At 71.1% G+C, this 22,524-nt stretch carries 22 protein-coding genes; 9 read left to right on the top strand and 13 right to left on the bottom strand.

Annotated features, from left to right (window positions below):
* The first annotated feature begins 15 nt into the window (after positions 1-15).
* Entirely contained in the window at positions 16-837 is an 822-nt protein-coding gene (locus OG828_RS43015) for an AfsR/SARP family transcriptional regulator (protein WP_328369587.1), read from the top strand.
* 87 nt (positions 838-924) lie between these two features.
* Here OG828_RS43015 and OG828_RS43010 read toward each other — a convergent pair whose 3' ends face one another.
* Complete coding sequence (locus tag OG828_RS43010) at positions 925-1,620, bottom strand: TetR/AcrR family transcriptional regulator (protein WP_328504218.1); 696 nt, start codon at positions 1,618-1,620, stop codon at positions 925-927.
* Between the two features lie 171 nt (positions 1,621-1,791).
* Between OG828_RS43010 and OG828_RS43005 the strand changes: the two genes are divergently transcribed.
* Positions 1,792-2,247: a nitroreductase family deazaflavin-dependent oxidoreductase gene (locus tag OG828_RS43005; protein WP_328504217.1), complete on the top strand. Its 456-nt coding sequence runs from the start codon at positions 1,792-1,794 to the stop codon at positions 2,245-2,247.
* Here OG828_RS43005 and OG828_RS43000 read toward each other — a convergent pair.
* Positions 2,237-3,478 carry a geranylgeranyl reductase family protein gene (locus OG828_RS43000; protein ID WP_328369579.1) on the bottom strand — a complete coding sequence of 414 codons (1,242 nt, stop codon included), beginning with the start codon at positions 3,476-3,478 and terminating at the stop codon, positions 2,237-2,239. The genes OG828_RS43005 and OG828_RS43000 overlap by 11 nt on opposite strands.
* Positions 3,479-3,611: 133 nt before the next feature.
* Between OG828_RS43000 and OG828_RS42995 the strand changes: the two genes are divergently transcribed.
* Positions 3,612-4,967 carry a dipeptidase gene (locus tag OG828_RS42995; protein ID WP_328504216.1) on the top strand — a complete coding sequence of 452 codons (1,356 nt, stop codon included), beginning with the start codon at positions 3,612-3,614 and terminating at the stop codon, positions 4,965-4,967.
* Positions 4,968-5,041: 74 nt separating this feature from the next.
* Here the strand turns inward: OG828_RS42995 and OG828_RS42990 are convergent, their stop codons facing one another.
* Together OG828_RS42990 and OG828_RS42985 are read right to left on the bottom strand one after the other, a co-directional pair.
* Positions 5,042-6,082, bottom strand: a complete 1,041-nt coding sequence (locus OG828_RS42990; RefSeq protein WP_328504215.1) for an NUDIX hydrolase — start codon at positions 6,080-6,082, stop codon at positions 5,042-5,044.
* A gap of 144 nt (positions 6,083-6,226) precedes the next feature.
* A complete protein-coding gene (locus OG828_RS42985) occupies positions 6,227-6,565 on the bottom strand; it encodes a hypothetical protein (RefSeq protein ID WP_443060323.1) in 339 nt (112 codons plus the stop codon).
* Positions 6,566-6,700: 135 nt separating this feature from the next.
* On the opposite strand from OG828_RS42985, the gene OG828_RS42980 reads away from it, so the two are divergent.
* Positions 6,701-7,039: a hypothetical protein gene (locus OG828_RS42980; protein WP_328504214.1), complete on the top strand. Its 339-nt coding sequence runs from the start codon at positions 6,701-6,703 to the stop codon at positions 7,037-7,039.
* A gap of 121 nt (positions 7,040-7,160) precedes the next feature.
* Complete coding sequence (locus OG828_RS42975; protein ID WP_328504213.1) at positions 7,161-9,182, top strand: NPCBM/NEW2 domain-containing protein; 2,022 nt, start codon at positions 7,161-7,163, stop codon at positions 9,180-9,182.
* Between the two features lie 213 nt (positions 9,183-9,395).
* Here the strand turns inward: OG828_RS42975 and OG828_RS42970 are convergent, their stop codons facing one another.
* Positions 9,396-10,349: an ROK family protein gene (locus OG828_RS42970; protein ID WP_328504212.1), complete on the bottom strand. Its 954-nt coding sequence runs from the start codon at positions 10,347-10,349 to the stop codon at positions 9,396-9,398.
* A 168-nt stretch (positions 10,350-10,517) separates the two neighbouring features.
* Here OG828_RS42970 and OG828_RS42965 point away from each other — a divergent pair, with 168 nt between their 5' ends.
* Complete coding sequence (locus OG828_RS42965) at positions 10,518-11,624, top strand: LacI family DNA-binding transcriptional regulator (RefSeq protein ID WP_328441935.1); 1,107 nt, start codon at positions 10,518-10,520, stop codon at positions 11,622-11,624.
* A 7-nt stretch (positions 11,625-11,631) separates the two neighbouring features.
* Positions 11,632-12,426, top strand: coding sequence for a hypothetical protein (locus tag OG828_RS42960; RefSeq protein WP_328504211.1), 795 nt, complete (start codon positions 11,632-11,634; stop codon positions 12,424-12,426).
* Here OG828_RS42960 and OG828_RS42955 read toward each other — a convergent pair.
* On the bottom strand, positions 12,372-14,285 hold the full coding sequence (locus OG828_RS42955) for a serine/threonine-protein kinase (RefSeq protein WP_328504210.1): 1,914 nt from the start codon (positions 14,283-14,285) through the stop codon (positions 12,372-12,374). The two genes, OG828_RS42960 and OG828_RS42955, sit on opposite strands and share 55 nt — an antisense overlap.
* Before the next feature lie 104 nt (positions 14,286-14,389).
* The gene (locus OG828_RS42950) at positions 14,390-15,694 is read right to left on the bottom strand and encodes a DUF6986 family protein (protein WP_328504209.1); all 1,305 of its coding nucleotides are present in this window, start codon (positions 15,692-15,694) and stop codon (positions 14,390-14,392) included.
* A gap of 194 nt (positions 15,695-15,888) precedes the next feature.
* On the opposite strand from OG828_RS42950, the gene OG828_RS42945 reads away from it, so the two are divergent.
* Entirely contained in the window at positions 15,889-16,800 is a 912-nt protein-coding gene (locus tag OG828_RS42945) for an endonuclease/exonuclease/phosphatase family protein (protein ID WP_328369549.1), read from the top strand.
* A gap of 67 nt (positions 16,801-16,867) precedes the next feature.
* Here OG828_RS42945 and OG828_RS42940 read toward each other — a convergent pair whose 3' ends face one another.
* The 4 genes from OG828_RS42940 to OG828_RS42925 form a co-directional block, all read right to left on the bottom strand.
* Positions 16,868-17,830, bottom strand: coding sequence for an electron transfer flavoprotein subunit alpha/FixB family protein (locus OG828_RS42940; RefSeq protein WP_328504208.1), 963 nt, complete (start codon positions 17,828-17,830; stop codon positions 16,868-16,870).
* A gap of 54 nt (positions 17,831-17,884) precedes the next feature.
* A complete protein-coding gene (locus OG828_RS42935; RefSeq protein WP_210571365.1) occupies positions 17,885-18,670 on the bottom strand; it encodes an electron transfer flavoprotein subunit beta/FixA family protein in 786 nt (261 codons plus the stop codon).
* 219 nt (positions 18,671-18,889) lie between these two features.
* A complete protein-coding gene (locus OG828_RS42930; protein WP_328504207.1) occupies positions 18,890-19,399 on the bottom strand; it encodes a flavin reductase family protein in 510 nt (169 codons plus the stop codon).
* Between the two features lie 204 nt (positions 19,400-19,603).
* Complete coding sequence (locus tag OG828_RS42925) at positions 19,604-19,927, bottom strand: TlpA family protein disulfide reductase (protein ID WP_328504206.1); 324 nt, start codon at positions 19,925-19,927, stop codon at positions 19,604-19,606.
* Between the two features lie 325 nt (positions 19,928-20,252).
* Between OG828_RS42925 and OG828_RS42920 the strand changes: the two genes are divergently transcribed.
* Complete coding sequence (locus OG828_RS42920; protein WP_328369530.1) at positions 20,253-20,981, top strand: lysophospholipid acyltransferase family protein; 729 nt, start codon at positions 20,253-20,255, stop codon at positions 20,979-20,981.
* Between the two features lie 35 nt (positions 20,982-21,016).
* Here OG828_RS42920 and OG828_RS42915 read toward each other — a convergent pair whose 3' ends face one another.
* Both OG828_RS42915 and OG828_RS42910 read right to left on the bottom strand, forming a co-directional pair.
* Positions 21,017-21,721 (bottom strand): B3/B4 domain-containing protein, encoded by a 705-nt coding sequence (locus tag OG828_RS42915; RefSeq protein WP_328504205.1) that lies wholly within the window; start codon positions 21,719-21,721, stop codon positions 21,017-21,019.
* A 13-nt stretch (positions 21,722-21,734) separates the two neighbouring features.
* The gene (locus OG828_RS42910) at positions 21,735-22,325 is read right to left on the bottom strand and encodes a transglutaminase family protein (protein WP_328369525.1); all 591 of its coding nucleotides are present in this window, start codon (positions 22,323-22,325) and stop codon (positions 21,735-21,737) included.
* Positions 22,326-22,524: the final 199 nt, after the last annotated feature.

Here is a 22,524-nt window from a genome sequence, read left to right as displayed (position 1 = left end):
CGTTAGGCTCGACGCATGGGGACAACGGGGACTGCGCGCGGCCCGCACACGGCGACGACGGCGGCTTCACCCGCCCTGCGCTGCGAACTGCTCGGCCCACTGCGCGCGTTGCGCGACGGAGTGGAGATCCCCCTCGGCCCACCGAAACAACGCGCGGTGCTCGCTGTCCTGTTGCTCCAGGAGGGGCGCCCCCTGTCGTACGACGGCCTGGTCGAGGCCGTGTGGGGCGGAACGCCGCCGGTGCATGTGCGCAACCTCGTGCAGAAGTACGTCTCCGGGCTGCGCCGCGCGCTCGGGGAGGGGCCGGAGCTGTCGTGGACCGGCACCGGATACCTGCTCACCGGGGCCGAGGCCGACGACCTGCGCGAACGGCGCCGCCTGGTCGACCAGGCCCTGGCGGCACGGGACGCGGGCGAGCTGCGGCAGGCCGGTGAGCTGGCCCGGTGTGCCGAGGAGTTGTGGCGCGGCGACTTCGCCGAGGGCCTGCAGGCGCCCTACCTCGCGGCGGAGCGACTGCGCTGGGCCGAGAAACGGCTCACCGTCCTCGAAGCCCGGCTCGCCGGAGCGATCGAACTCGGCCAGTCCTTCGAGTACGTCCACGAACTCGTCCGGCTCGTGGCCGCGCACCCGTTGCGCGAGCGCCTCGTCGAGCTGCTGATGCTCGCGCTGTGCCGCACCGGCCGGCCGACCGACGCGCTCACCGCATACGAGGCCGCACGGCAACGCCTCGCCGAGGCGATGGGCGCGGATCCGGGACCCGCACTGCGATCACTGCACGAGCGGATCCTGCGGCAGGACCCGGCCCTACTGCCGCTACCGGCGGTTGCGCTGCAGTAGGGCTTGCAGCCGACGGTTCGGCAGCGCCCCGAAGGGGCGCGGGGAACTGCGCGACCAGCCCCCACCAGCCCGCAGTGAACGAACCGCCTATCGAGCGGAGCGCAAGCCCACCCCATGGGCGAGTTGAGCCACCGCATGCCGGAAGAACGTCTCGCGGTTCTCCACGACCCGGTTGAACTGGCCGAACAGCTCGAACCCGACCAGCCCGTACAGCTGGGCCCAGGCCGCGACGAGTGCGTTGACCGTCTCGGGGGGCAGGTCGGGCGCGAGGTCGGCCGTCATCCGTTCGGCCTCGGGGCGCAGCTCGGCGGGCAGCGGCGGCTTGGCGAGGCCGAGGCCCTGGTAGGCGTCGCGGAGGATGCCGATGAAGAGGTGACCGACCCGGGAGGCGGCGGGGACGGTGTCGTCGGGCGCGGTGTAGCCGGGGACCGGCGAACCGTAGATCAGCGCGTACTCGTGCGGATGCCCCAGCGCCCACGCGCGTACCGCCTCGCACACCGTGACCCAGCGCTGTGCGGGCCCGGCGTCCGCGACCTTCTCGTGGGCCGCCTCCGCGCTCTGGCCCATGGAGTTGTAGGCGTCGATGATGAGGGCAGTGAGCAGGTCGTCGCGGCTCGGGAAGTAGCGGTAGAGCGCGGAGGAGGCCATGCCGAGTTCGCGGGCCACGGCGCGCAGCGAGAGCTTGGCGGCGCCTTCGGCCGCGAGCTGTCTGCGCGCCTCGTCCTTGATGGCGGCGGTGACCTCGATCCTGGCTCGGGCGCGGGCTCCTTGTGCGGTGCTCATGCGAAGGAGTGTTCCATGTTTTCGGAGCAGTGCACACAAAAGAGAGCACTGCTCTTGCTTTGGATCACCGATCTCGGGCAGACTTCGAGAGAAGCGAGAGCAGTGCTCACAAACACGAGCGGCGCTCACCCAAGCGAGCGCCGCTCTCCCACCAAGTCCCTGGGGGCCCAGATGTCCACGTCCACCCACGTTCAGAAGCCCGGCTGGTTCACCATCAACGTCTTCAACCGCTCCGTGGCCTGGATGACGCGCCGCGGGCTCAGCGTCTGGGGCTCCCGGGTCCTCGCCGTCCGCGGCCGCAAGAGCGGCGAGTGGCGCACGACACCGGTCAACCTGCTCACGGTGGACGGCACGCAGTACCTCGTCGCACCCCGCGGCCACGTCCAGTGGACGCACAACATGCGGGCCGCGGGCGGCGGTGAGCTGCGGCTCGGGAAGAACGTGGAGACGTTCACCGCGACCGAGGTCGCCGACGACGACAAGCCCCCGCTGCTGCGCGCCTACCTCAAGCGCTGGAAGGCCGAGGTCGGTGTGTTCTTCAAGGGCGTCGGCCCGGACTCGTCCGACGAGGAGCTGCGGCGCATCGCCCCCGACCACCCCGTGTTCCGGATCACGGTCAAGAGCTGACCTCGCCGGCCTCGCCGCCGACGGGCCGGCGGTCCAGCGCGGTCAAGGCGCGCTGGGCCATCGGATGCGAGCGGACCATCTCGCCCAGCGACGTCGCCCCGCGCGTGATGTCCGTGAACGCCTTCCAGGCAGGCCGGAAGCCGGTCAGCGCCGCGTGGAAGAGACCGGGGCGCCGCTCGAACACGGTCAGCAGCCGCTTGCCGACCGCCATCTCGACACCCAGCCCCGCCTTGATGGCGAAGGCGTAGTTCAGGGCCTGGCGCCGGGTGTCCACCGCGTCGTTCGCCTCGGCGATCCGCACCGCCCACTCCCCCGCGAGCCGCCCCGACCGCAGCGCGAACGAGATGCCCTCGCGTGTCCACGGCTCCAGCAGCCCCGCCGCGTCCCCGCACACCAGCACCCGCCCGCGTGACAGCGGCGAGTCGTCGGCGCGGCAGCGCGTCAAGTGGCCGGAGGAGATGCTGGGTTCGAACCCGGCGAGCCCGAGCCGCCCGACGAAGTCCTCCAGGTACCGCTTCGTCGCCGCGCCTTCACCCCGCGCGGAGATGACCCCGACGGTCAGCGTGTCCCCCTTGGGGAACACCCACCCGTAACTGCCGGGCAGGGGCCCCCAGTCGATGAGCACCCGCCCCTTCCAGTCCTCGGCGACGGTCTCCGGCACCGGGATCTCCGCCTCCAGGCCCAGATCCACCTGGCCGAGCTTCACGCCGACGTGCGCCCCTATGCGGCTGGCGCTGCCGTCGGCCCCCACGACCGAACGCGCGAGCAGCGTCTCGCCGCCCTGCAGGACGACGGCGACCGTGCGCCGGTCCGGCACCGCCGACCCGTGCTGCTCGACCCGCGCCACGGTGACGCCCGTACGCAGCTCGGCCCCCGCCTTTTGCGCGTGCTCGACGAGCTGCTGGTCGAACTCGGAGCGGTTGATCAGGCCGAACAACATCTGCTTGGAGCGGCGTGTACGCGTGAAGCGTCCGTTGCTGGAGAACGTGACCGCGTGCACCCGGTCCCGCAGCGGCAGCTCGAAGCCGGGCGGCAGGGAGTCGCGCGAGGGGCCGATGATGCCACCGCCGCATGTCTTGTAGCGCGGCAGTTCGGCCTTCTCCAGCAGCAGGACGCGGCGCCCCGCGACCGCCGCCGCATACGCGGCCGAGGCCCCCGCGGGTCCCGCGCCCACCACGACGACGTCCCACACCTGCCGTACGTCGTCCGCCGAAGAGTTCTCGCTGCTCACGATGGTCTACTGCTCCCGATCAAGCCGCTGCCGCACCTGTCTCCCGCATCCTACGGCGGCCGTCGCCCGAGGCCGCTGTGGGAGGATCACAGCACTTACCTGTCACAACGTCGCACCCACAAGGAGCGTGCCCATGTCGTCGAATCCGGTCGCCGAGACCGTCGCCTCGCTGATGCCCAGGGCGCGGGCGGAGCTCACCGAACTGGTGGCGTTCAAGTCGGTGGCGGACTTCGACCAGTTCCCGAAGAGCGAGAGCGAGGGCGCCGCGAACTGGGTCGCCGACGCGCTGCGCGCCGAGGGCTTCCAGGACGTGGCCCTGCTCGACACCCCCGACGGCACGCAGTCCGTGTACGGTTACCTGCCCGGCCCCGAGGGCGCGAAGACGGTTCTCCTCTACGCCCACTACGACGTGCAGCCGCCGCTCGACGAGGCCGCGTGGGCCACGCCGCCCTTCGAACTGACCGAACGTGACGGGCGCTGGTACGGGCGCGGTGCCGCCGACTGCAAGGGCGGCGTGATCATGCACCTGCTCGCGCTGCGCGCGCTCAAGGCGAACGGCGGCATACCGGTCCACGTCAAGGTGATCGCCGAGGGTTCGGAGGAGATGGGTACGGGCGGCCTGGAGCGGTACGCCGAGGAGCACCCGGAGCTCCTGGCGGCCGACACCGTCGTCATCGGCGACGCGGGCAACTTCCGCGTCGGCCTGCCGACGGTCACCTCCACCCTGCGCGGCATGACCCTGGTCCGCGTCCGCATCGACACGCTCGAAGGCAACCTGCACTCCGGCCAGTTCGGCGGCGCCGCGCCCGACGCGCTGGGCGCGCTGATCCGCGTACTGGACTCGCTGCGCGCGGAGGACGGTTCGACGACGGTCGACGGGCTCACCGACGAGTCGTCGTGGGACGGGCTGAGTTACGACGAGGAGCAGTTCCGCACGGACGCCAAGGTGCTGGACGGCGTAGAGCTGATCGGCTCCGGCACGGTCGCCGACCGCCTCTGGGCACGCCCGGCCGTCACCGTCCTCGGCATCGACTGCCCGCCGGTCGTCGGCGCCACCCCGTCCGTGCAGGCGAGCGCCCGCGCGCTGGTCAGCCTGCGGGTGCCGCCGGGCGTGGACGCGGCCGAGGCCACCAAGCTGCTCCAGGCTCATCTCGAGACCCACACGCCGTGGGGCGCCCGGGTGCACTCCGAGCAGGTCGGCCAGGGCCAGGCTTTCCGCGCCGACACGAACAGCCCGGCGTACCAGGCGATGGCGGACGCGATGGCGGTGGCCTACCCGGGCCAGGACATGCAGTACGCCGGCCAGGGCGGCTCCATCCCCCTCTGCAACACCCTCGCCGCCCTCTACCCGAACGCCGAGATCCTCCTCATCGGCCTCAGCGAACCGGAGGCCCAGATCCACGCGGTGAACGAGAGCGTATCCCCGCAGGAACTGGAGCGGCTGTCGGTGGCGGAGGCACTGTTCCTCCGCAATTACGCGGGCAGCTGAGCCACTCCACGATGTCTCCCACCTCACGCCTGGCCGCCAACGGCGAGGCACGACCTCCCTCGTGACGACGCGAGTCACGGCGTCGGAATTCCGGCCTCCAGGTAGAGCGCCGCTCCGCGTTCCCGCGCGCGCAGCGCCCATCGGAGGCGCTCGTAGCGGACGGGTGGGAGCAGGTCGGCGGCCTCCGCTTCGGTGACGAAGCGCCAGTCGCGCAGTTCGGGGCCGGGCAGGAGGAGGCGGTGGGCCTCGGTGGAGTCGAGGCGGCCGCCGTCGTAGAGGAGGCGGAGGCCGCCGTAGCCGGGCGGGGCGGGGGGTTCCCAGTCCACGACGAGGAGGCGGGGTACGTCGTCGAGCCGGATGCCGGTCTCCTCGGTGACCTCGCGCATGCCCGCGCGCGCGGGCGCCTCACCGGGTTCGACGACACCGCCGGGGAACTCCCAGCCTGCCTTGTAGGTGGGGTCGACGAGCAGGACCCGGTCGTGTTCGTCGAAGAGGAGGACACCGGCGGCGATCGTCTCGGCGGTGGGTTCCGGGGTTTGGACGATGTCACAGACCGGGACGCTCCCCCTGCTGACCGCGTCTGCGATACGGACCGCGGTCTCGTACGGAGTGAGGGCGCCGGTGTCGACGAGGTGGGCGTCCGCGGTGAGCCAGGACGCGAGGGCGGCTCGGTACGGCTCTATGTGGTCGTACGACCACTGCCGTATGCGCATCTCGCCGTCGGGCAGGTCGGGCGGGACCTCCCGCCCGGCTATTCGTTCGCGCAGGATCGTTTCCGCCGGGGCGAGGAGCACATGCCGGACGCTGATCCGGCGTGCGGCGAGTCCGCCGAAGATCTCGTCGCGGTAGTCCTGGCGCAGCAGGGTCATCGGGACCACCAGCGTGCCGCCGAGTTCGGCGAGCATCGCGGCCGCCGTGTCGATCACCAGCCGCCGCCAGATCGGCAGATCCTGGTAGTCACCGACCTCGGCGAGGTGTTTGGGCGGGAGCAGATGAGTGAGTGCTCCGCCGATGACCTCGGGGTCGAAGAGCGTGCTGTTCGGGATCAGGTCGATCAGTTCCCGTGCGGTGGTGGTCTTCCCCGCACCGAACGCACCGTTGATCCAGACGATCACGGTTCCCCCTCTTCTGTTGGCCCCCTGTGGCTTGCCCGCTCCACCCTGCCACCAAAACCAGCTCCCGTTGAGGGCGCACCGACGCAGGACGCCGGTGGCCCCGACTGCGGGGACACCGGCGTCGCGCTCCGGCCGTCGGCCTCGTCAGCCGATCTTGCCCTTGCCCTTCTGCCCGTGCGGGGTGTCGTCCAGCGCCATACGGAACTCCCGGGCGAGGAACGGGTCGACGGTGCCCATGGTCTCGTCGACGTCGACAACGGCCGGACTGTGGACCACGGCCGGGGTGCCGCCGAGAACAGCCGGACCGTGCAGTACGGCCGGACCGTGGAGAACGGCCGAGTCGCCGGGGGCAGCCGGACGGTCGGGAGCAGCCGGACCGCTGGGCGCGGCGGGATCGTCGCCGTGGGCATGGGACGGCGACACAGCCGCGACGACGAAACCGGTGGCAAGGGAGGCGATGGCGAGCATGCTGCGCTTCTTCATGCCCCGCTCAACTGCGCGGACCGGGCCGGGGTCACGCACCCCTTCCCGAGGGAACCGGAACGGAGGGCATCCATGCCCGACTGGCATGCTCTGCCGTGACGGCCACGCCAAGAGCGGCCACGACAAGGAGGGCGGATGGACGAGCAGGACCGGCACATCCACGTCGAGGCGAAGGTACTGCGCAACAGCGCCGCCACGCGCAACATCCTGGCGTCCACGTTCGCCCTCGCCGGCGATCTCCCGAGCACCGTCACCGCCGGATGCGGCCTGCGTGTGCCGTACGCGATGACCTCCGCCCGCCCGGAGAGCGTCACCTGCCTGCCCTGCCGTGAACACGCCGCCCGTGAACACCTGCGCCTCGCCGAGGACATGGAGCGGCTGGGCGGCATGGCGGGCTCCACGATGCCGCGGGATCAGGTGGCCGACGCGGCGGCCTCGCTGCGCGACCTCGCACGCCGCTTCTCGAGTGGCTGAACACAGACCCACACCGCCGAACGCGCATCTTCCAACAGAGTCCGACACGTTCTACCGTGAACGCACTGATGACGCGTGCATGCCGTCATCCCACCTTTCGCTGGTTCGGAGGAACGTAACGATGCGTCACCTTCACACCCGCACAACCCGCAGAAGAGTGGTCGGAGCACTCACGGCAGGACTCCTGTGCACGGCGGGTCTCGCCGTACCCGTCCACGCCGCCGAGGACACCCACAGCGCGGCCCCCGCCCTGGCCGACGGCCTCGCCCTCACTCCGCCGATGGGCTTCAACAACTGGAACTCCACGCACTGCCGCGCCGAGTTCAACGAAGCCATGGTCAAAGGGATCGCGGACATCTTCGTCGAGAAGGGACTCAAGGACGCCGGGTACCAGTACGTCAACCTCGACGACTGCTGGGCCCTGCCGGAGCGCGACGCGAACGGCAAGCTCGTCCCCGACCCGGTCCGCTTCCCGAACGGCATCAAGGCCGTCGCGGACTATGTGCACTCCAAGGGGCTCAAGTTCGGCATCTACACGAGCGCGGGCACCAAGACCTGCAGCAACATCGGCTTCCCCGGCGCGCTGGGCCACGAGTACAGCGACGCCCAGCAGTTCGCGGACTGGGGCGTCGACTACCTGAAGTACGACAACTGCAACAACCAGGGCGTGGACGCGAAACTGCGCTACACGACCATGCGCGACGCCCTCAAGGCCACCGGGCGGCCCATCGTCTACAGCATCTGCGAATGGGGCCAGAACAAGCCTTGGGAGTGGGCGTCGGACGTCGGACATCTGTGGCGTACGACCGGCGACATCAGCGACACCTGGGGGTCGATGCTGTCGATCCTGAAGCAGAACCTGCCGCTCGCGCAGTACGCCGGTCCAGGGAACTGGAACGACCCCGACATGCTGGAGGTCGGCAACGGCGGCATGACGGACACCGAGTACCGCTCGCACTTCTCGCTCTGGTCGATCATGGCCGCGCCCCTGCTGATCGGCTCCGACCTGCGCGAGGCCTCCGACGCGACCTTCGAGATCCTCGGCAACAAGGAGGTCATCGCGGTCGACCAGGACACGCTGGGCAAGCAGGGCGCGGTCGTGTCGTCGGAGGGCGGACGCTGGGTCGTCGCCAAGGAGATGCGGGACGGCAGCCGCGCCGTGGCGCTCTTCAACGAGACCGGCCGCGCCCAGCGCATCTCGACGACCGCGGCGGCCGTCGGCCTTCCCGGCGCGGACGCCTACACCCTGCGCGACCTGTGGCAGCACAAGAGCTACAACACCGCGGGCACCATCTCGGCCACCGTCCCGGCGCACGGCACGGTCCTCGTCCGGGTCGCGCCCGACCCGCGCTGGGCCAAGTACCCGCCCGCCGTCGAACTCGGCCTGGACGGCAGCTCGTTGGTCGAGGCGGGCGAGCCGGCCGCACTGACGTCCACCGTCACCGACCTGGGACGCACGTCGGCCAAGCGCGTCTCCGTCGCGCTGACGGGTCCCGAGGGCTGGACCGTCAGGGCCACGTCACCGACGACCACCGCCTCCCTGCCGCCCGGCCGTGCGCTGCGCACCAAGTGGTCCGTCACCGCCCCCTCAGGGACGCCCTCCGGGTCGTACGACCTGACGCTCAAGGCGAGTTACCGCTCCGCGGCCGGTGTCCGCGTCGACAGCGCGGTGCCGATCGCCGTGTCCGTGGTGGTGCCGCCGCCCTCGGGGACATCCGGACTGGGTGACCTTCCGTGGTTGTCGGCCGCCAACGGATGGGGGCCGGTCGAGCGCGACACCAGCAACGGGGAGAGCGACGCGGGCGACGGCAACCCGATCACCATCGGCGGGGTCGCGTACGCGAAAGGGCTCGGTGTGCACGCCGAGAGCGCCGTCGAGTACTACGCCGGCGGTGCGTGCGAGACGGTGACCGCGGACGTCGGTGTCGACGACGAGAAGGGGGCGAACGGGACGGTCGCCTTCGAGATCTGGGCGGACGGTACCAAGGCCGCCTCGACCGGCGTCCTCACCAACGCGATGCCCGCCCAGCCGCTCACCGCCGATGTGACGGGCGCCCAGCTGATCCGCCTCGTCGTCACCGACGGCGGCGACGGCATCGACTCCGACCACGCGGACTGGGCGGACGCACAGCTGAGCTGCTGAGCCCGGCGGCGGGTCGCACCCATGCCGCCCGCCTGCGAGACACCTCGGCGGCCGAGCCCTCCCCCCGGGCCGGCCGCCGAGTGGACGTTCCTGCGAGGCCCCGCCTCACTCAGCTGAGCTGCTGACCCTGCCACCCGCCCGTACGACGACTCGGCGGCCGTGCCCCTCCTGGGCGCCCGGCCGCCGAGTGAACGTTCCTGCCGAGGTGCCGCCTCACACCCCCGCAGCGGCCGCGTCCGGCCGCTTGGCGAGCGCGGCGGCGGCAGCGCCCACCAGTCCGGCGTCGGTCCCCATCTGCGCCGGCACCACGGTCAGGCGCTGTACGAAGGAGAGCGTCGCGTAGTCGCTCAACGCCTTGCGCAGCGGCGTGAAGAGCACATCGCCCGCCTTGCCGACGCCCCCGCCGACGACGGCGATGTCGATCTCGACGAGGGTCGCGGTGGCCGCGATGCCGGCGGCCAGTGCCTGGGCGGCGCGTTCGAAGGAGGCTACGGCCACGGGGTCGCCCTCGCGGGCGGCGGCCGCCACCGCGGCGGCGGAGGTGTCACCGTCGGGGCCCGGACTCCAGCCGCCTTCGAGGGCGCGCCGCGCGATGTTGGGGCCGCTCGCGATGCGCTCCACGCAGCCGCGCGAACCGCACGGGCAGCCGTCGCCGTCGAGATCCACGCTGATGTGCCCGATGTGGCCCGCGTTGCCGGTCGGCCCGGGATGCAGCTGGCCGCCGAGGACCAGGCCGCCGCCGACCCCCGTGGAGACGACCATGCACAGCGCGTTGTCGTGCCCGCGGGCGGCGCCCTGCCAGTGCTCGGCCGCGGTGATCGCCACTCCGTCACCGATCAGCTCGACGGGCAGCCCTCCGGCGGCGGCGCGCACCCGCCGGACGAGCGGGTAGTCGCGCCAGCCGGGCACGTTCACCGGGCTCACCGTGCCCGCGGAGGCGTCCACCGGACCCGCGCTGCCGATACCGAGCGCGGTGGCCCGCCCCCACAGCTCGGACGCGGTCAGTTCGCCGAGCACCTCCTCGACGGCCGCCATCACGGTGTCGCCGTCCTCCTGTGCCGGAGTCGCGCGCTGGGCACGCACCAGGATGCTGCCGTGGCCGTCCACCAGCGCTCCGGCGATCTTGGTGCCGCCGATGTCGAGCGCAGCCACGAAGTCGGTGTGCATCTGTGTCTGATCTCCCGGTCAAGGATCGGTTCTCCCCGTCAACCACGGGAAAAGGGCGGGCCGGTCTCACGGTGGGGACGTAGGCCGGAGATTGCGGTGGACAGTCTCTCCCGCATCTGACAACGTTGTCCAGGCTCTATGCTCGACGCCACATCCTCATACATACCCATGGCCCGACGCATCCCCGTGGACGACAGGACAGGACACCGCACCGTGCCCGAGACCAGCCGCCGTGCAGATCGCCTCGCAGACCGCATCCCCGGGAACCGCTACGGCAATCGTCCGACCATGAAGGACGTCGCGGCGCGTGCGGGAGTCGGACTCAAGACCGTCTCGCGCGTGGTCAACGCGGAGCCGGGGGTCACCCCGGAGACGGAGCGCCGCGTCCAGGAGGCCATCGACGCGCTGGGCTTCCGCCGCAACGACAGCGCGCGGGTGCTGCGCAAGGGCCGCACGGCGAGCATCGGCCTGGTCCTGGAGGACCTCGCTGACCCGTTCTACGGCCCGCTCAGCCGCGCGGTCGAGGAGGTGGCCCGCGCGCACGGTGCCCTGCTCATCAACGGCTCCAGCGCGGAGGACCCCGACCGTGAGCAGGAGCTGGTGCTGGCGCTGTGCGCACGGCGGGTGGACGGGCTGCTGGTCATCCCGGCCGGTGACGACCACCGCTACCTGGAGCCCGAGCTGCGGGCGGGCGTGGCCACCGTGTTCGTGGACCGTCCGGCCGGGAAGATCGACGCCGATGTGGTGCTGTCGGACAGCTACGGCGGCGCCCGCGACGGTGTGGCCCACCTCATCGGCCACGGGCACCGCCGGATCGGCTTCATCGGCGACATGCCCCGCATCCACACGGCCGCCGAGCGGCTGCGCGGCTACCGGGCGGCCATGGAGGACGCGGGGATATCGGTCGAGGAGTCGTGGATGTCGCTGGGGGTGACCGACCCCGAGCGGGTGCGCCGCGCGGCCGAGCAGATGCTCTCCGGCCCCTCTCCCGTCACGGCGATCTTCGCGGGCAACAACCGGGTGACGGTCACCGTGGTCCGGGTGCTCGCCGAGCAGTCCCGCCGCGTCGCCCTGGTCGGGTTCGACGACATCGAGCTCGCCGATCTGCTGCAGCCGGGCGTCACGGTCGTCGCGCAGGACGCCGCCACCCTCGGCCGTACCGCGGCCGAGCGTCTCTTCCGCCAGCTGGACGGCTCGCTGGTCGTCCCGGAGCGCATCGAGCTCCCGACCCGGCTGATCACCCGCGGCTCTGGCGAACTGCCGCCGACGGACTGAGGCGCCCGTGGACGACCGCACCCTGGAATCGCTGGGCCTGGCCGAGGCTCCGCGCGATCATCCGCTGGACTACCCCGGTGTGTGGCCGGGCGAGTCCGGCCTCCTGGACGGTGACCGGCTGCTGCCGCTCGACCGTCTGGTGTACCAGGACCGCGTCCCCGTCCTCGCGGTCGGCTCCAACGCGTGCCCTGCCCAGCTGCGGTACAAGATGGCCGAGTCCGGGATCGGCGCCCCCGTGCCGATGGTGAAGGCCCGCGTCACGGGCGTCGAGATCGGCGTCTCCGCGCATGTGAGCCGCATGGGGTACGTGTCCGCGTCGCCGTTCGAAGCGCCGGGGCGGGTGCGGGAGTTGTTCGTCACCTGGCTGGACGTCGAGCAGCTCGCCGTGGTCGACGCGAGCGAGGGCGTGCCGCTGCCGGACGGCAACTACGGCCGCGCCTGGCTGCCCGCGCCGCAGGTGCTGGTGGAGTTGGCCGACGGCACCGCGCTGCCCGGCGCCTACATCTACGTCAATCGCCGCGGCGTCCTGCACAACGGCACCGGCGCGCCGCGCACCCACCCTGGGCAGCGGGCCCTGCTCACCGAACTCCTCACGGGTTCACCGCGGTTGAGGGAGCTGTTCGGCGTCACCCCCGAGGACTTCTGCATGCGCGCGCGTGCCGACGGACGGGTGTGCGCGGCGGGGACGCGGCTGCTGGGCGAGGAGAAGCTGGTGACTTCCTCGGGGCTGGAGCGGTATCTGCCGGTTCAGCAGACCGGGAGTCCGGGGACCGGCTCGTCGTTGTTGCCGCCCCTGATGTAGACGTCACTGACGTAGACGTTCGTGTTGCCGCTGTCGTCGTCCGTCTTGGCCCACCAGACGTTGGTCCACTCGCCGTAGGTCTCCCGTCGCCCCAGGTTGGACTGGCAGTAGAAGTAGTTGGTGCCCTTGTTGAGGACTCCCACCTCGGTGCCGTCGACGTATGAGGTGGCGGTGCGCCAGACCTCGCAGTTGTACTTGCCGCCGCCTATGGACACACAGGCGGCCGTCGGCGCCGGGGTGGTCGCGCCGTTCCCGCCGTTCGCACCGCCGCCGCCGGCGCCGCCCTCCGTGGTGCCGCCGCCGGCGGACTTGCTCGGCGTGGGCGTGGAAGCCTGGCCGCCGGACGCGCCCTCGCCCTTCTCGGGCGGCGTCGTCGGGGTGCGCTTCTTCTCGTCGCCCTGCTCCGTGGGGTGGGCGGAGGCTGAGCGGTCGGCGCCGGGACTGCCGGACGCCGAGGACGTGGCACCGGCGGATGTGGTGGCGGAGGACGTGGGCCCGGCACCGGCTTCCGCGTCGTCGGTGTTGTTCAGCAGGGTGACCGTGACCGCGGTGGCCGCGAGGACGACGGTCACGGCCGCGGCGGCCAGCAGGACGCGGCCCTTGCGACGGGAAGGGGGCGACGCGGGGATGGGGCCGGTGGCGGCCGAGGCCCGGGCGGCGGACGCGGCGGAGCCGGAGCCGGGCACGCGTGAGCCGGAGCCGGGCACCCCTGAGCTGTCCCCCACCGGCGATCCGAAGCCGGGCGTCGGCGAATCCGCGTGCTCCGGCGATCCGAAGCCGGGGGGTCTGCCCTGACCCGCCTGCACCGGCGACCCGAAGACGGGCGTCTCCGAACCGGCCTGTCCCTCCTGCCCGGACCGTCCCGGCCCGTCCGCCCCCTGTGCCGCCGACCCACCGGACTCCGGCGGCCCGAACCCCGGCGGTACCGCCGGAACGCTGCGCTGTGTCTCCTCCCGGGGCGCCTCGCTCCCCCGCAGCATCGTCGTCGGTACGTCCGCCCCGGAGCCGTCCGCCACTCGCTGCAGCAGCTCCCGCGCCGCGTCGGCCTCCGGACGGCCCTCGGGGCGCTTGTCCAGCAGGAGTTGGAGGACGGGACCCAGGGGCCCGGCCCGGCGTGGCTCCGGCAGCGGTTCGGAGACGATCGCGGTGAGGGTGGAGTAGGTCGACGTACGGCGGAAGGGCGAGACGCCCTCGACGGCCGCGTAGAGCGTGGCGCCCAGGGCCCAGACGTCGGAGGCCGGGCCGGGGTCGGCGCCCTGGGCCCGCTCGGGCGCCAAGTAGTCGAGGGAGCCGACGAGTTCGCCGCTGCGAGTGAGGTGGGTCGCGGAGCCGTCGCCCGGGTCCTCCATGGTGGCGATGCCGAAGTCGGTGAGGACGACCCGGCCGGTGCGCTCCAGCAGGATGTTGCCGGGCTTCACGTCGCGGTGCAGGACACCGGCGCGATGGGCGGCGGCCAGCGCGTCCATCACCTTGGCGCCGATCCTGGCCGCCTCGCGCGGGTCGATGGTGCCGTGTTCCCGCAGCACGTCGTCCAGGGACGGGCCGTCCACCAGCTCCATGACGATCAGCGGGCGGCCGTCGACCTCGGCGACGTCGTGCACGGCCACGACTCCGGGATGGCGCATCCGGGCCGCGGCGCGGGCCTCGCGCTGCATCCGCACCCGGAGATCGGCGAGTTCGGGTCCATCGGCGTCGGTGTACGTGCGCAGTTCCTTGACGGCGACCTCGCGGCCGAGCACCTCGTCGACGGCTCTCCAGACCACGCCCATGCCGCCGCGCCCGAGTTGCGCCACGGCACGATAGCGCCCGGCCAGCAGCCGACCGGTCCCGTCCGCCTGTCCGTACTCCCCCGAAGACACCGCCGCCCCGTTCCTGTGACACGTCTGATGAGTGGTGACCAGACTAAGGGGCGCCAGTGACAACGCGGCCGGGCGGCCTCGGCTGTGACAGCTCCGCTACTTCGTCACTTGGCCAAGACCGTGAGATCGGCCCGCCTGGGCGCCGCGAAGCCCTCCAGGTCGGCACGGGTCAGCCCGGTCGCGCGGGCTACCTCGGCGATGTCCAGCGCGCCGCAGTCCAGGCCGCGCAGCAGATAGCCGCTGAGGGCCTTGGCGGTGGCGGGCTCGTCCATGACGTCGCCACCCGCCCGGTTGGCGTACCGGGTCAGCCGGGCCGCGGCCTGCTCGAAGCCCTCGCGGTAGAAGGCGAAGACGGCCGCATACCGGGTCGGGATGTGCCCGGGGTGCATGTCCCAGCCCTGGTAGTAGGCGCGGGCCAGGGCGCGCCGGGTGAGGCCGTAGTGCAGTCGCCAGGCGTCGTGGACCTTCTCGGTCGTGCCGACCGGGAGGACGTTGGTGGAGCCGTCCGACACGCGTACGCCCGTGCCAGCTGCCGCGACCTGCATGATCGCCTTGGCGTGGTCGGCGGCGGGGTGGTCGCTGGCCTGGTGGGCGGCGGAGACGCCGAGGCAGGCGCTGTAGTCGAAGGTGCCGTAGTGCAGTCCGGTGGCGCGGCCCTCGGCGGCCTGGATCATGCGGGCGACGGTCGCGGTGCCGTCGGCGGCGAGGATGGACTGGCTGGTCTCGATCTGGATCTCGAAGCCGATCCGGCCGGGCTCGATGCCGCGCGCCTTCTCGAAGGCCTCCAGGAGCCGCACCATGGCGGTGACCTGCTCGGCGTAGGTCACCTTGGGCAGCGTCAGGACCAGCCCGCCGGGCAGCCCGCCCGCCTCCATGAGGCCGGTGAGGAAGATGTCCAGGGTGCGGATGCCCCGGTCGCGGACCGGCGCCTCCATGCACTTCATGCGGATGCCCATGTACGGCGCCGCCGTGCCGTTCTCGTAGGCCTGAGCGATCAGCCGTGCCGCGCGGGCCGCCGCCTCGTCCTCCTCGGCTTCCGGGCGCGGGCCGTAGCCGTCCTCGAAGTCGACGCGCAGGTCTTCGATGGGCTCGTGCTCCAGCTTGGCGCGCACGCGCGCGTACACGGGCTCGGCGAGGTCGTCCGCGAGGCCGAGGACGGCGGCGAAGGAGGCGGCGTCCGGGGCGTGTTCGTCGAGGGCGGTGAGGGCCTGGTCGCCCCAGGAGCGGACGGTGCCGGCGGCGAAGACGTCTCCGGGGACGTAGACGGTGTGGACGGGCTGGCGGGTGCCGGGGTCGCCGGGATAGCGGCGCTCCAGTTCGGCGTCGACCGGCGCGAGAGAGGCGCTGATCTCCTCGCTGACGGCGCCCGCGAGGCTCGTCGCCACCTGCTCCTGCTGGCCCTGACCCATCCCACAGCCTCCTGTTTTCCGCTCTACGGAATCAACAATCCGTAGAACGAAGTTATCCGGGGATCTTCCCGCCGGTCAACACCACTTCCGTATCGGTCCACTCCGGGCTATCGGCATGTTCACGCCCATCTCACGTGACGGTAGAACACTTCCGTATGCACGACTCGTCCGGCAGCCCTACCGAAGGAGCCCCCGTGCCGCAGCACAGCCGAGTCACGCGCCGTCTGGGTATGAAGGCCGCGTTAGCGGCGGCGGTCGCCGTTCCGATCTCCAGTACAGCACTGTCCGGACCGTCCGCCTCGGCGGGCGAACCCCGATCCACGGGCCGTCGTCTGAAGGTCATGTCCTTCAACCTGCGCTTCGCCAGCACCACCGAGCCCAACAGCTGGGCCGTCCGCAGACCGGTGATGCGCGAACTGCTGCACCGCGAGGCCCCGCACGTCATCGGCACCCAGGAGGGCATCTTCCACCAGCTGCTCGACATCGGGAACGATCTCGGCAGCCACTACGACTGGATCGGCACCGGCCGCCTGCACGGCAGCCGGGACGAGTCCATGGCGGTCTTCTACGACAGGCGACGCCTCACGCCCACCGAGTACGACCACTTCTGGCTTTCCGACACCCCGGACGTGATCGGCTCGAACACCTGGGGCGCGGGCTTCGCCCGGATGGTCACCTGGGTCCGCTTCCGCGACCGGCACGACGGCGGACGGGAGTTCTACGTCCTCAACACGCACTTCGACCACGCCAGCCAGTACGCGCGCGAGCGCTCCGCCCAACTCATCACCCAGCGGCTCACCGCCCTCGACCGCTCCCTGCCCTTGATAGCGACCGGCGACTTCAACGTGGCCGCCCACAAGAACATCGTCTACGACACCCTGCTGGACGCCGGTCTCGTCGACACCTGGGACACGGCCGCCGAGCGCGGCCCGCTGTACGCGACCTTCCACGGATACCGGCCGCTGACGCCGAACGGCGACCGGATCGACTGGATCCTGACCACGCCGGGGGTCACGGCGCACAAGGCGTCGATCAACACCTTCGCCGTGGACGGGCAGTTCCCGAGCGACCATCTGCCGGTGCAGGCGTCGCTGACCCTGGGATGAGCCGAGGCCCCCGCGACCGTGGGCACGGTCGCGGGGGCCTCGTTCAGCGCGGCCAGTTATCGGGGGCTCAGCCCTTGCGGGTCTTGATCTCCTCGGTGAGCTGCGGGACGACGTCGAAGAGGTCGCCGACGACGCCGTAGTCGACGAGGTCGAAGATCGGGGCCTCGGCGTCCTTGTTGATCGCCACGATCGTCTTCGAGGTCTGCATACCGGCGCGGTGCTGGATGGCGCCGGAGATGCCGGAGGCGATGTACAGCTGCGGCGAGACGGACTTGCCGGTCTGGCCGACCTGGTTGGTGTGCGGGTACCAGCCGGCGTCGACGGCGGCACGCGAGGCACCGACGGCCGCGCCGAGGGAGTCGGCGAGTCCCTCGATGATCGCGAAGTTCTCCGCGCCGTTCACGCCACGGCCGCCGGAGACCACGATCGCGGCCTCGGTCAGCTCCGGGCGGCCGGTCGACTCACGCGGCGTACGGGCGGTGACCTTGGCGCCGGTGGCCTTCTCGGAGAAGGTCACGGCGAGCGCCTCGACGCTGCCCGCGGCCGGAGCGGCCTCCACGGCGGCGCTGTTGGGCTTGACCGTGATGACCGGGGTGCCCTTGGCGACACGGGACTTGGTGGTGAAGGAGGCGGCGAACACCGACTGCGTGGCCACCGGGCCCTCGTCGCCGGCCTCCAGGTCGATGGCGTCGGTGATGATGCCGGAGCCGATGCGCAGCGCGAGGCGGGCGGCGATCTCCTTGCCCTCGGCGGAGGACGGCACCAGCACGGCGGCCGGGGAGACGGCCTCGACCGCTGCCTGCAGGGCGTCCACCTTCGGGACGACCAAGTAGTCGGCGTACTCGGCGGCCTCGTGGGTGAGGACCTTCACGGCGCCGTGCTCGGCGAGCGTGGCGGCGGTGTCGGCGGCACCGTTGCCCAGGGCGACGGCGACGGGCTCACCGACGCGGCGGGCCAGCGTCAGCAGCTCCAGGGTGGGCTTGCGGACGGCACCGTCCACGTGGTCGACGTAGACGAGAACTTCAGCCATGGGACTTCTTCTCTCCTGCTTGCGAAGTGTGAGGGGGCGGTAGCGAATCGGGGCTCAGATGAACTTCTGGCCCGCGAGGAACTCAGCGAGCTGCTTGCCGCCCTCGCCCTCGTCCTTGACGATCGTGCCCGCCGTACGGGCCGGGCGCTCGGCCGCGGAGTCGACGACCGTGTAGGAACCCTCCAGGCCGACCTCCTCCGCCTCCAGGTCCAGGTCGGACAGGTCCCAGGACTCCACCGGCTTCTTCTTGGCCGCCATGATGCCCTTGAAGGACGGGTAACGCGCCTCGCCCGACTGGTCGGTGACCGACACGACGGCCGGGAGGGAAGCCTCCAGCGTCTCGGACGCGGCGTCGCCGTCCCGGCGCCCCTTCACGGTGCCGTCCTCGACGGAGACCTCGGAGAGCAGCGTGACCTGCGGGACGCCCAGACGCTCGGCGAGCAGTGCCGGTACGACGCCCATGGTGCCGTCGGTGGAGGCCATGCCGGAGATGACCAGGTCGTAGCCGGCCTTCTCGATCGCCTTGGCCAGCACCAGCGAGGTGCCGATGGCGTCGGTGCCGTGCAGGTCGTCGTCCTCGACGTGGATCGCCTTGTCGGCGCCCATCGAAAGGGCCTTGCGGAGCGCGTCCTTGGCGTCCTCGGGGCCCACGGTCAGGACGGTGATCTCGGCGTCGTCCGCGTCCTCGGCGATCTGCAGCGCCTGCTCGACCGCGTACTCGTCGAGCTCGGAGAGCAGACCGTCCACGTCGTCCCGGTCGACGGTCAGGTCATCGGCGAAGTGCCGGTCGCCAGTGGCGTCGGGCACGTACTTCACAGTGACAACGATCCTCAAGCTCACGCCGGCTCTCCTACTGCATCGACATTTCTCTGCTGCCTACTTGCAGGCAGCATAGGCGCCCCAAGCGGCCGATCCCGGTCGGGGCGGCCTGCGCTCCGACCGGAATATTACTCGTCAGTACACCCAGTTCCTGCCCGCTAAGCAAGCGCTTTGAACTGTGACCTTTGCAACGCAGCGTAACCGGAACTGGACGCTCCCGCAGAACAGTCCGGAGCCCGGTCAGTCACGCAGTGCGGTGAACCGCCCCTGGTGGTACACGAGCGGACGCCCGGGTCCCGAGGGGTCCCCGTGCACGACCTCGGCGAGCACCACGCGGTGATCCCCGGCGGGCACGCGCGCGTGCACCCGGCACACGAGCCAGGCGACGACGTCGTCGAGGACGGGAACGCCTTCCGGCCCCTCCCGCCAGGCGGTGGACGGGCCGAACCGGTCGGCACCGCTGCGCGCGAAGGTCGCGGCCAGCTCGCGCTGGTGCTCACCGAGTATGTGCACCCCGACATGGTCGGCCCCGGCTATCGCGGGCCAGCTGGAGGCGCCGGTGCCGATGCCGAAGGAGACGAGCGGGGGTTCGGCGGAGACCGAGGTGAGGGAGGTGGCGGTGAAGCCGGCCGGGCCCCGGTCACCGTAGGCGGTGATCACGGCGACGCCCGCCGCGTGCCGCCGGAAGACGGAGCGGAACAGGTCGGTCGTGGCGAGTTGAGGGGTGACCAGATCGGGCGTGGCCGTCATGGAGTGGTCCTTCTGGGGAGAGTCGGCAGCGGTCCTGTCGGTGTGCTGGGTGTTCAACGACCCGGACAGCGCGCGCTCGCGGTACGGACGAGGTCGATGTGCGCCCGTCCGAAGAGAAGGAGTTCCGAAGGCATAGAGTCAGGCTGACGATAGGTGGTGCACACAGTCAAGTACGTCTCGCCACCTGGGAGCTGGCTCACGCACTCAGACCGCCTCGCCCAGCGCCGCGATCACATCCGCCTTGCGCGGTTGACCGGTTGCCCGCCGCACCTCGTGACCGTCGGCGTCGAGGACCAGCACGGTCGGGGTCTTGAGGATGCCGAGTCGGCGTACGAGCTCCAGCCGGGCCTCGGCGTCGATCTCGACATGGGCCACACCCGGCACCATGTCCGCCACCTCACCGAGGACCCGTCGGGTCGCGCGGCAGGGTGCGCAGAAGGCGCTGGAGAACTGCACGAGGGTAGCGCGCTCGCCGAGATCCCGCCCCAACTCGGTGGCACCGAGCCGCTGTCCGTCATCTCTCATCATCTCGTCAGCATGCACACGACTCCAAAGATTCCTTCGCCCTGCCGCGCACGTCGCCGCGTTACTCAATGCTGCATTCGGGTACTAGTCGGCGGCGAGATGTACCTGGTCGTACGGAGAATTGCCGTACATGCGAAGTAAAGGCGACGTAAAAGCCCGAGGTGGATCATGGTGTCGACGTGACGAGGATCTCGCAGTTCCCAGGAACCAACACTGGCTGTCCGTGCGTTCTTGGGGCACGATCTGCGAGATGCCGTAAACCTACGGCTGCGTAACTTTCCCGCCGGGAGCCCTTTCCCTGGCAGAGAAGGAAGGGTTCACCCCGTCCATGGCAGAGCTTGTCTACCGTCCCGTTGTCGGTCTCGCCCTCACTTTGTTCAAGGCGTGGGACCTGAAGATCGACTGCAAGGGATCGGAGAACATTCCGCGCTCGGGCGGCGCCGTGCTGGTGAGCAACCACATCAGCTACCTGGACTTCATCTTCGACGGCCTGGCGGCGCTCCCGCAGAAGCGGCTCGTCCGCTTCATGGCCAAGGAGTCCGTGTTCCGGCACAAGATCTCCGGGCCGCTGATGCGCGGGATGAAGCACATCCCCGTGGACCGCAAGCAGGGTGAGGCGGCGTACCAGCACGCGCTCGACTCGCTGCGCTCCGGCGAAATCGTCGGGGTCTTCCCGGAGGCCACGATCTCGGAGTCGTTCACGCTGAAGTCCTTCAAGTCGGGCGCCGCGCGAATGGCCCAGGAGGCGGGCGTACCGCTGATCCCGATGGCCGTGTGGGGCACGCAGCGGCTGTGGACCAAGGGCCACCCGAAGAACTTCAAGCGGAGCCACACCCCGATCACCATCCGGGTCGGCGAGGCGATCGAGGCGTCCCGCGACAAGTACGCCGGCGCCATCACGCGCCAGCTGCGCGAGGCCGTACAGGAGCTCCTCGAAGCGGCGCAGCGCGCCTACCCCGTGCGACCCAAGGACGCCCAGGACACCTGGTGGATGCCGGCGCACCTCGGTGGCACGGCGCCGACACCGGAAGAGGTCCGCGCGGCCGAGGCTCGCTGACACCGCGTCACACCGACCGTCGGAGTCTCGGCGGGTCAGTCCCGCGCCGGTTCGGCGGGACGGATCCCGATGTGCGCGCCGGGGCTGAACTTGGCCAGCAGTTCGGCGAGTTCGGCAGCCGCCGTCTCGACGTCGGGGACCGGCATCGGCGCCATGCTCTCCAACAGGAAGATCGCCGAGACGGTCTCCTCGGTGAGCCGGGTGCGCGGTCCCTGGCGCCAGTTCCAGCGGCGGCAGGTCACCCCGGCCTCGTCGCACCACACGACCTCGCCGGCATCGGGGTGCTCGACGACCTCCTCGCCCGCGGCGACAGTCACGAAGTCCTCGTCGCCGGTGGCCCGGACGAGACGCATGCCGCCCTGGATGTGGTCGAGGTCCTCGCCGCCCACGGGGATCAGGTGGGCGACGCTGATGGCGTTGTAGAGGTCGACGAGCACATTGATCCGGGGCAGCCCGGCCTCCGACAATGCCCGCTTGGCCAGCGCCTCCGCCGAGTTACGGGTGCGTGAGGGCTTCGACCCGAAGGCCGTGTAGGCCTCCCGCCAGGCCGCCATGTGCGGGTCCTCGTGCGGCGGGCGCCCGTCCAGGCGTACGGCGAGCCGCCGGGCCGCGTCGTCGAGGAGCGCCGAACTGGCGTCGGTACTGGGCCCGTTGACGAGGCCGTGCGCCTCGATGGCGACGTGCGTGAACCCGGGCACGAGGGCGCGCACCTCGTCGGACACGGTCAGCGTGAGAGTCATGGTCGGCCTTGCCTCAGAGTGCGGTGGGGAGCGTCTGCCACAGGTGCGGCCGGTCGCGCGCCGCCTTGAGCGCGTTCAGCACGACCGGGTGAGGTTCAGCGTACAACACCGGATAGTCCACCTCATTGGACTTGGGCTCGGCCACGAACGCCAGCCGCTCACCGTCCAGCGAGAACTGGGCGTCCACGCCGGGTTTGTTGCCCCTGGGGTCCTGCCGATGCCAGGCGCCGTTGAACCGGACGGCGACCAGACCGTGCACGACATGCCCGTCGCCGTCGTCCGCCAGCCGCTGATAGCAGAACGCCGTCGGAATGTCCTCGGCCCGCAGCAGCGCCGCAAGGGCGTGCGCCTTGGCGTAGCAGATGCCGGTGCCCTGTTCCAGGACATCGGAAGCGCGCCAGGTGACCCGCGGATCGCCGGAGTCCTGCGAGTGCGGGATGGTGTCGCGCACGAACTCGAACGCCAGCCGCGCATAGGCATACGAGTCCTGCGCCTTCCCGGCCAGGCGGGCAGCCGCCGTCCGTACGCGCGGATGGTCGTGGTCGATGACGTCGTCGGCAGCCAAATAGGCGGACAGGTCAGGGGTTTCCTGAGTGAGCTCCATGTCCGCAGAGCATAGGAATGCGACCACCTGGCCGTCAATGAACTTTCCCTTGACTGCATATTTATGCGGCAGCAGGGTCTGCCGGTGAAAAACGGCCGAAGACCGCCGCAACCCGCCGCTCAAGCACAACCCATCTCCCGCGCCGCCGGTCTCGGTCACCGGCAGACCGTCGACGAGGGGGAACAGATGAAGCGGACGC

The organism is Streptomyces sp. NBC_00457, assembly GCF_036014015.1.
Lineage (GTDB): Bacteria > Actinomycetota > Actinomycetes > Streptomycetales > Streptomycetaceae > Streptomyces.
The sequence above is the reverse complement of the archived record's forward strand: the minus strand, read 5'-3'. Positions and strand labels throughout refer to the sequence as shown.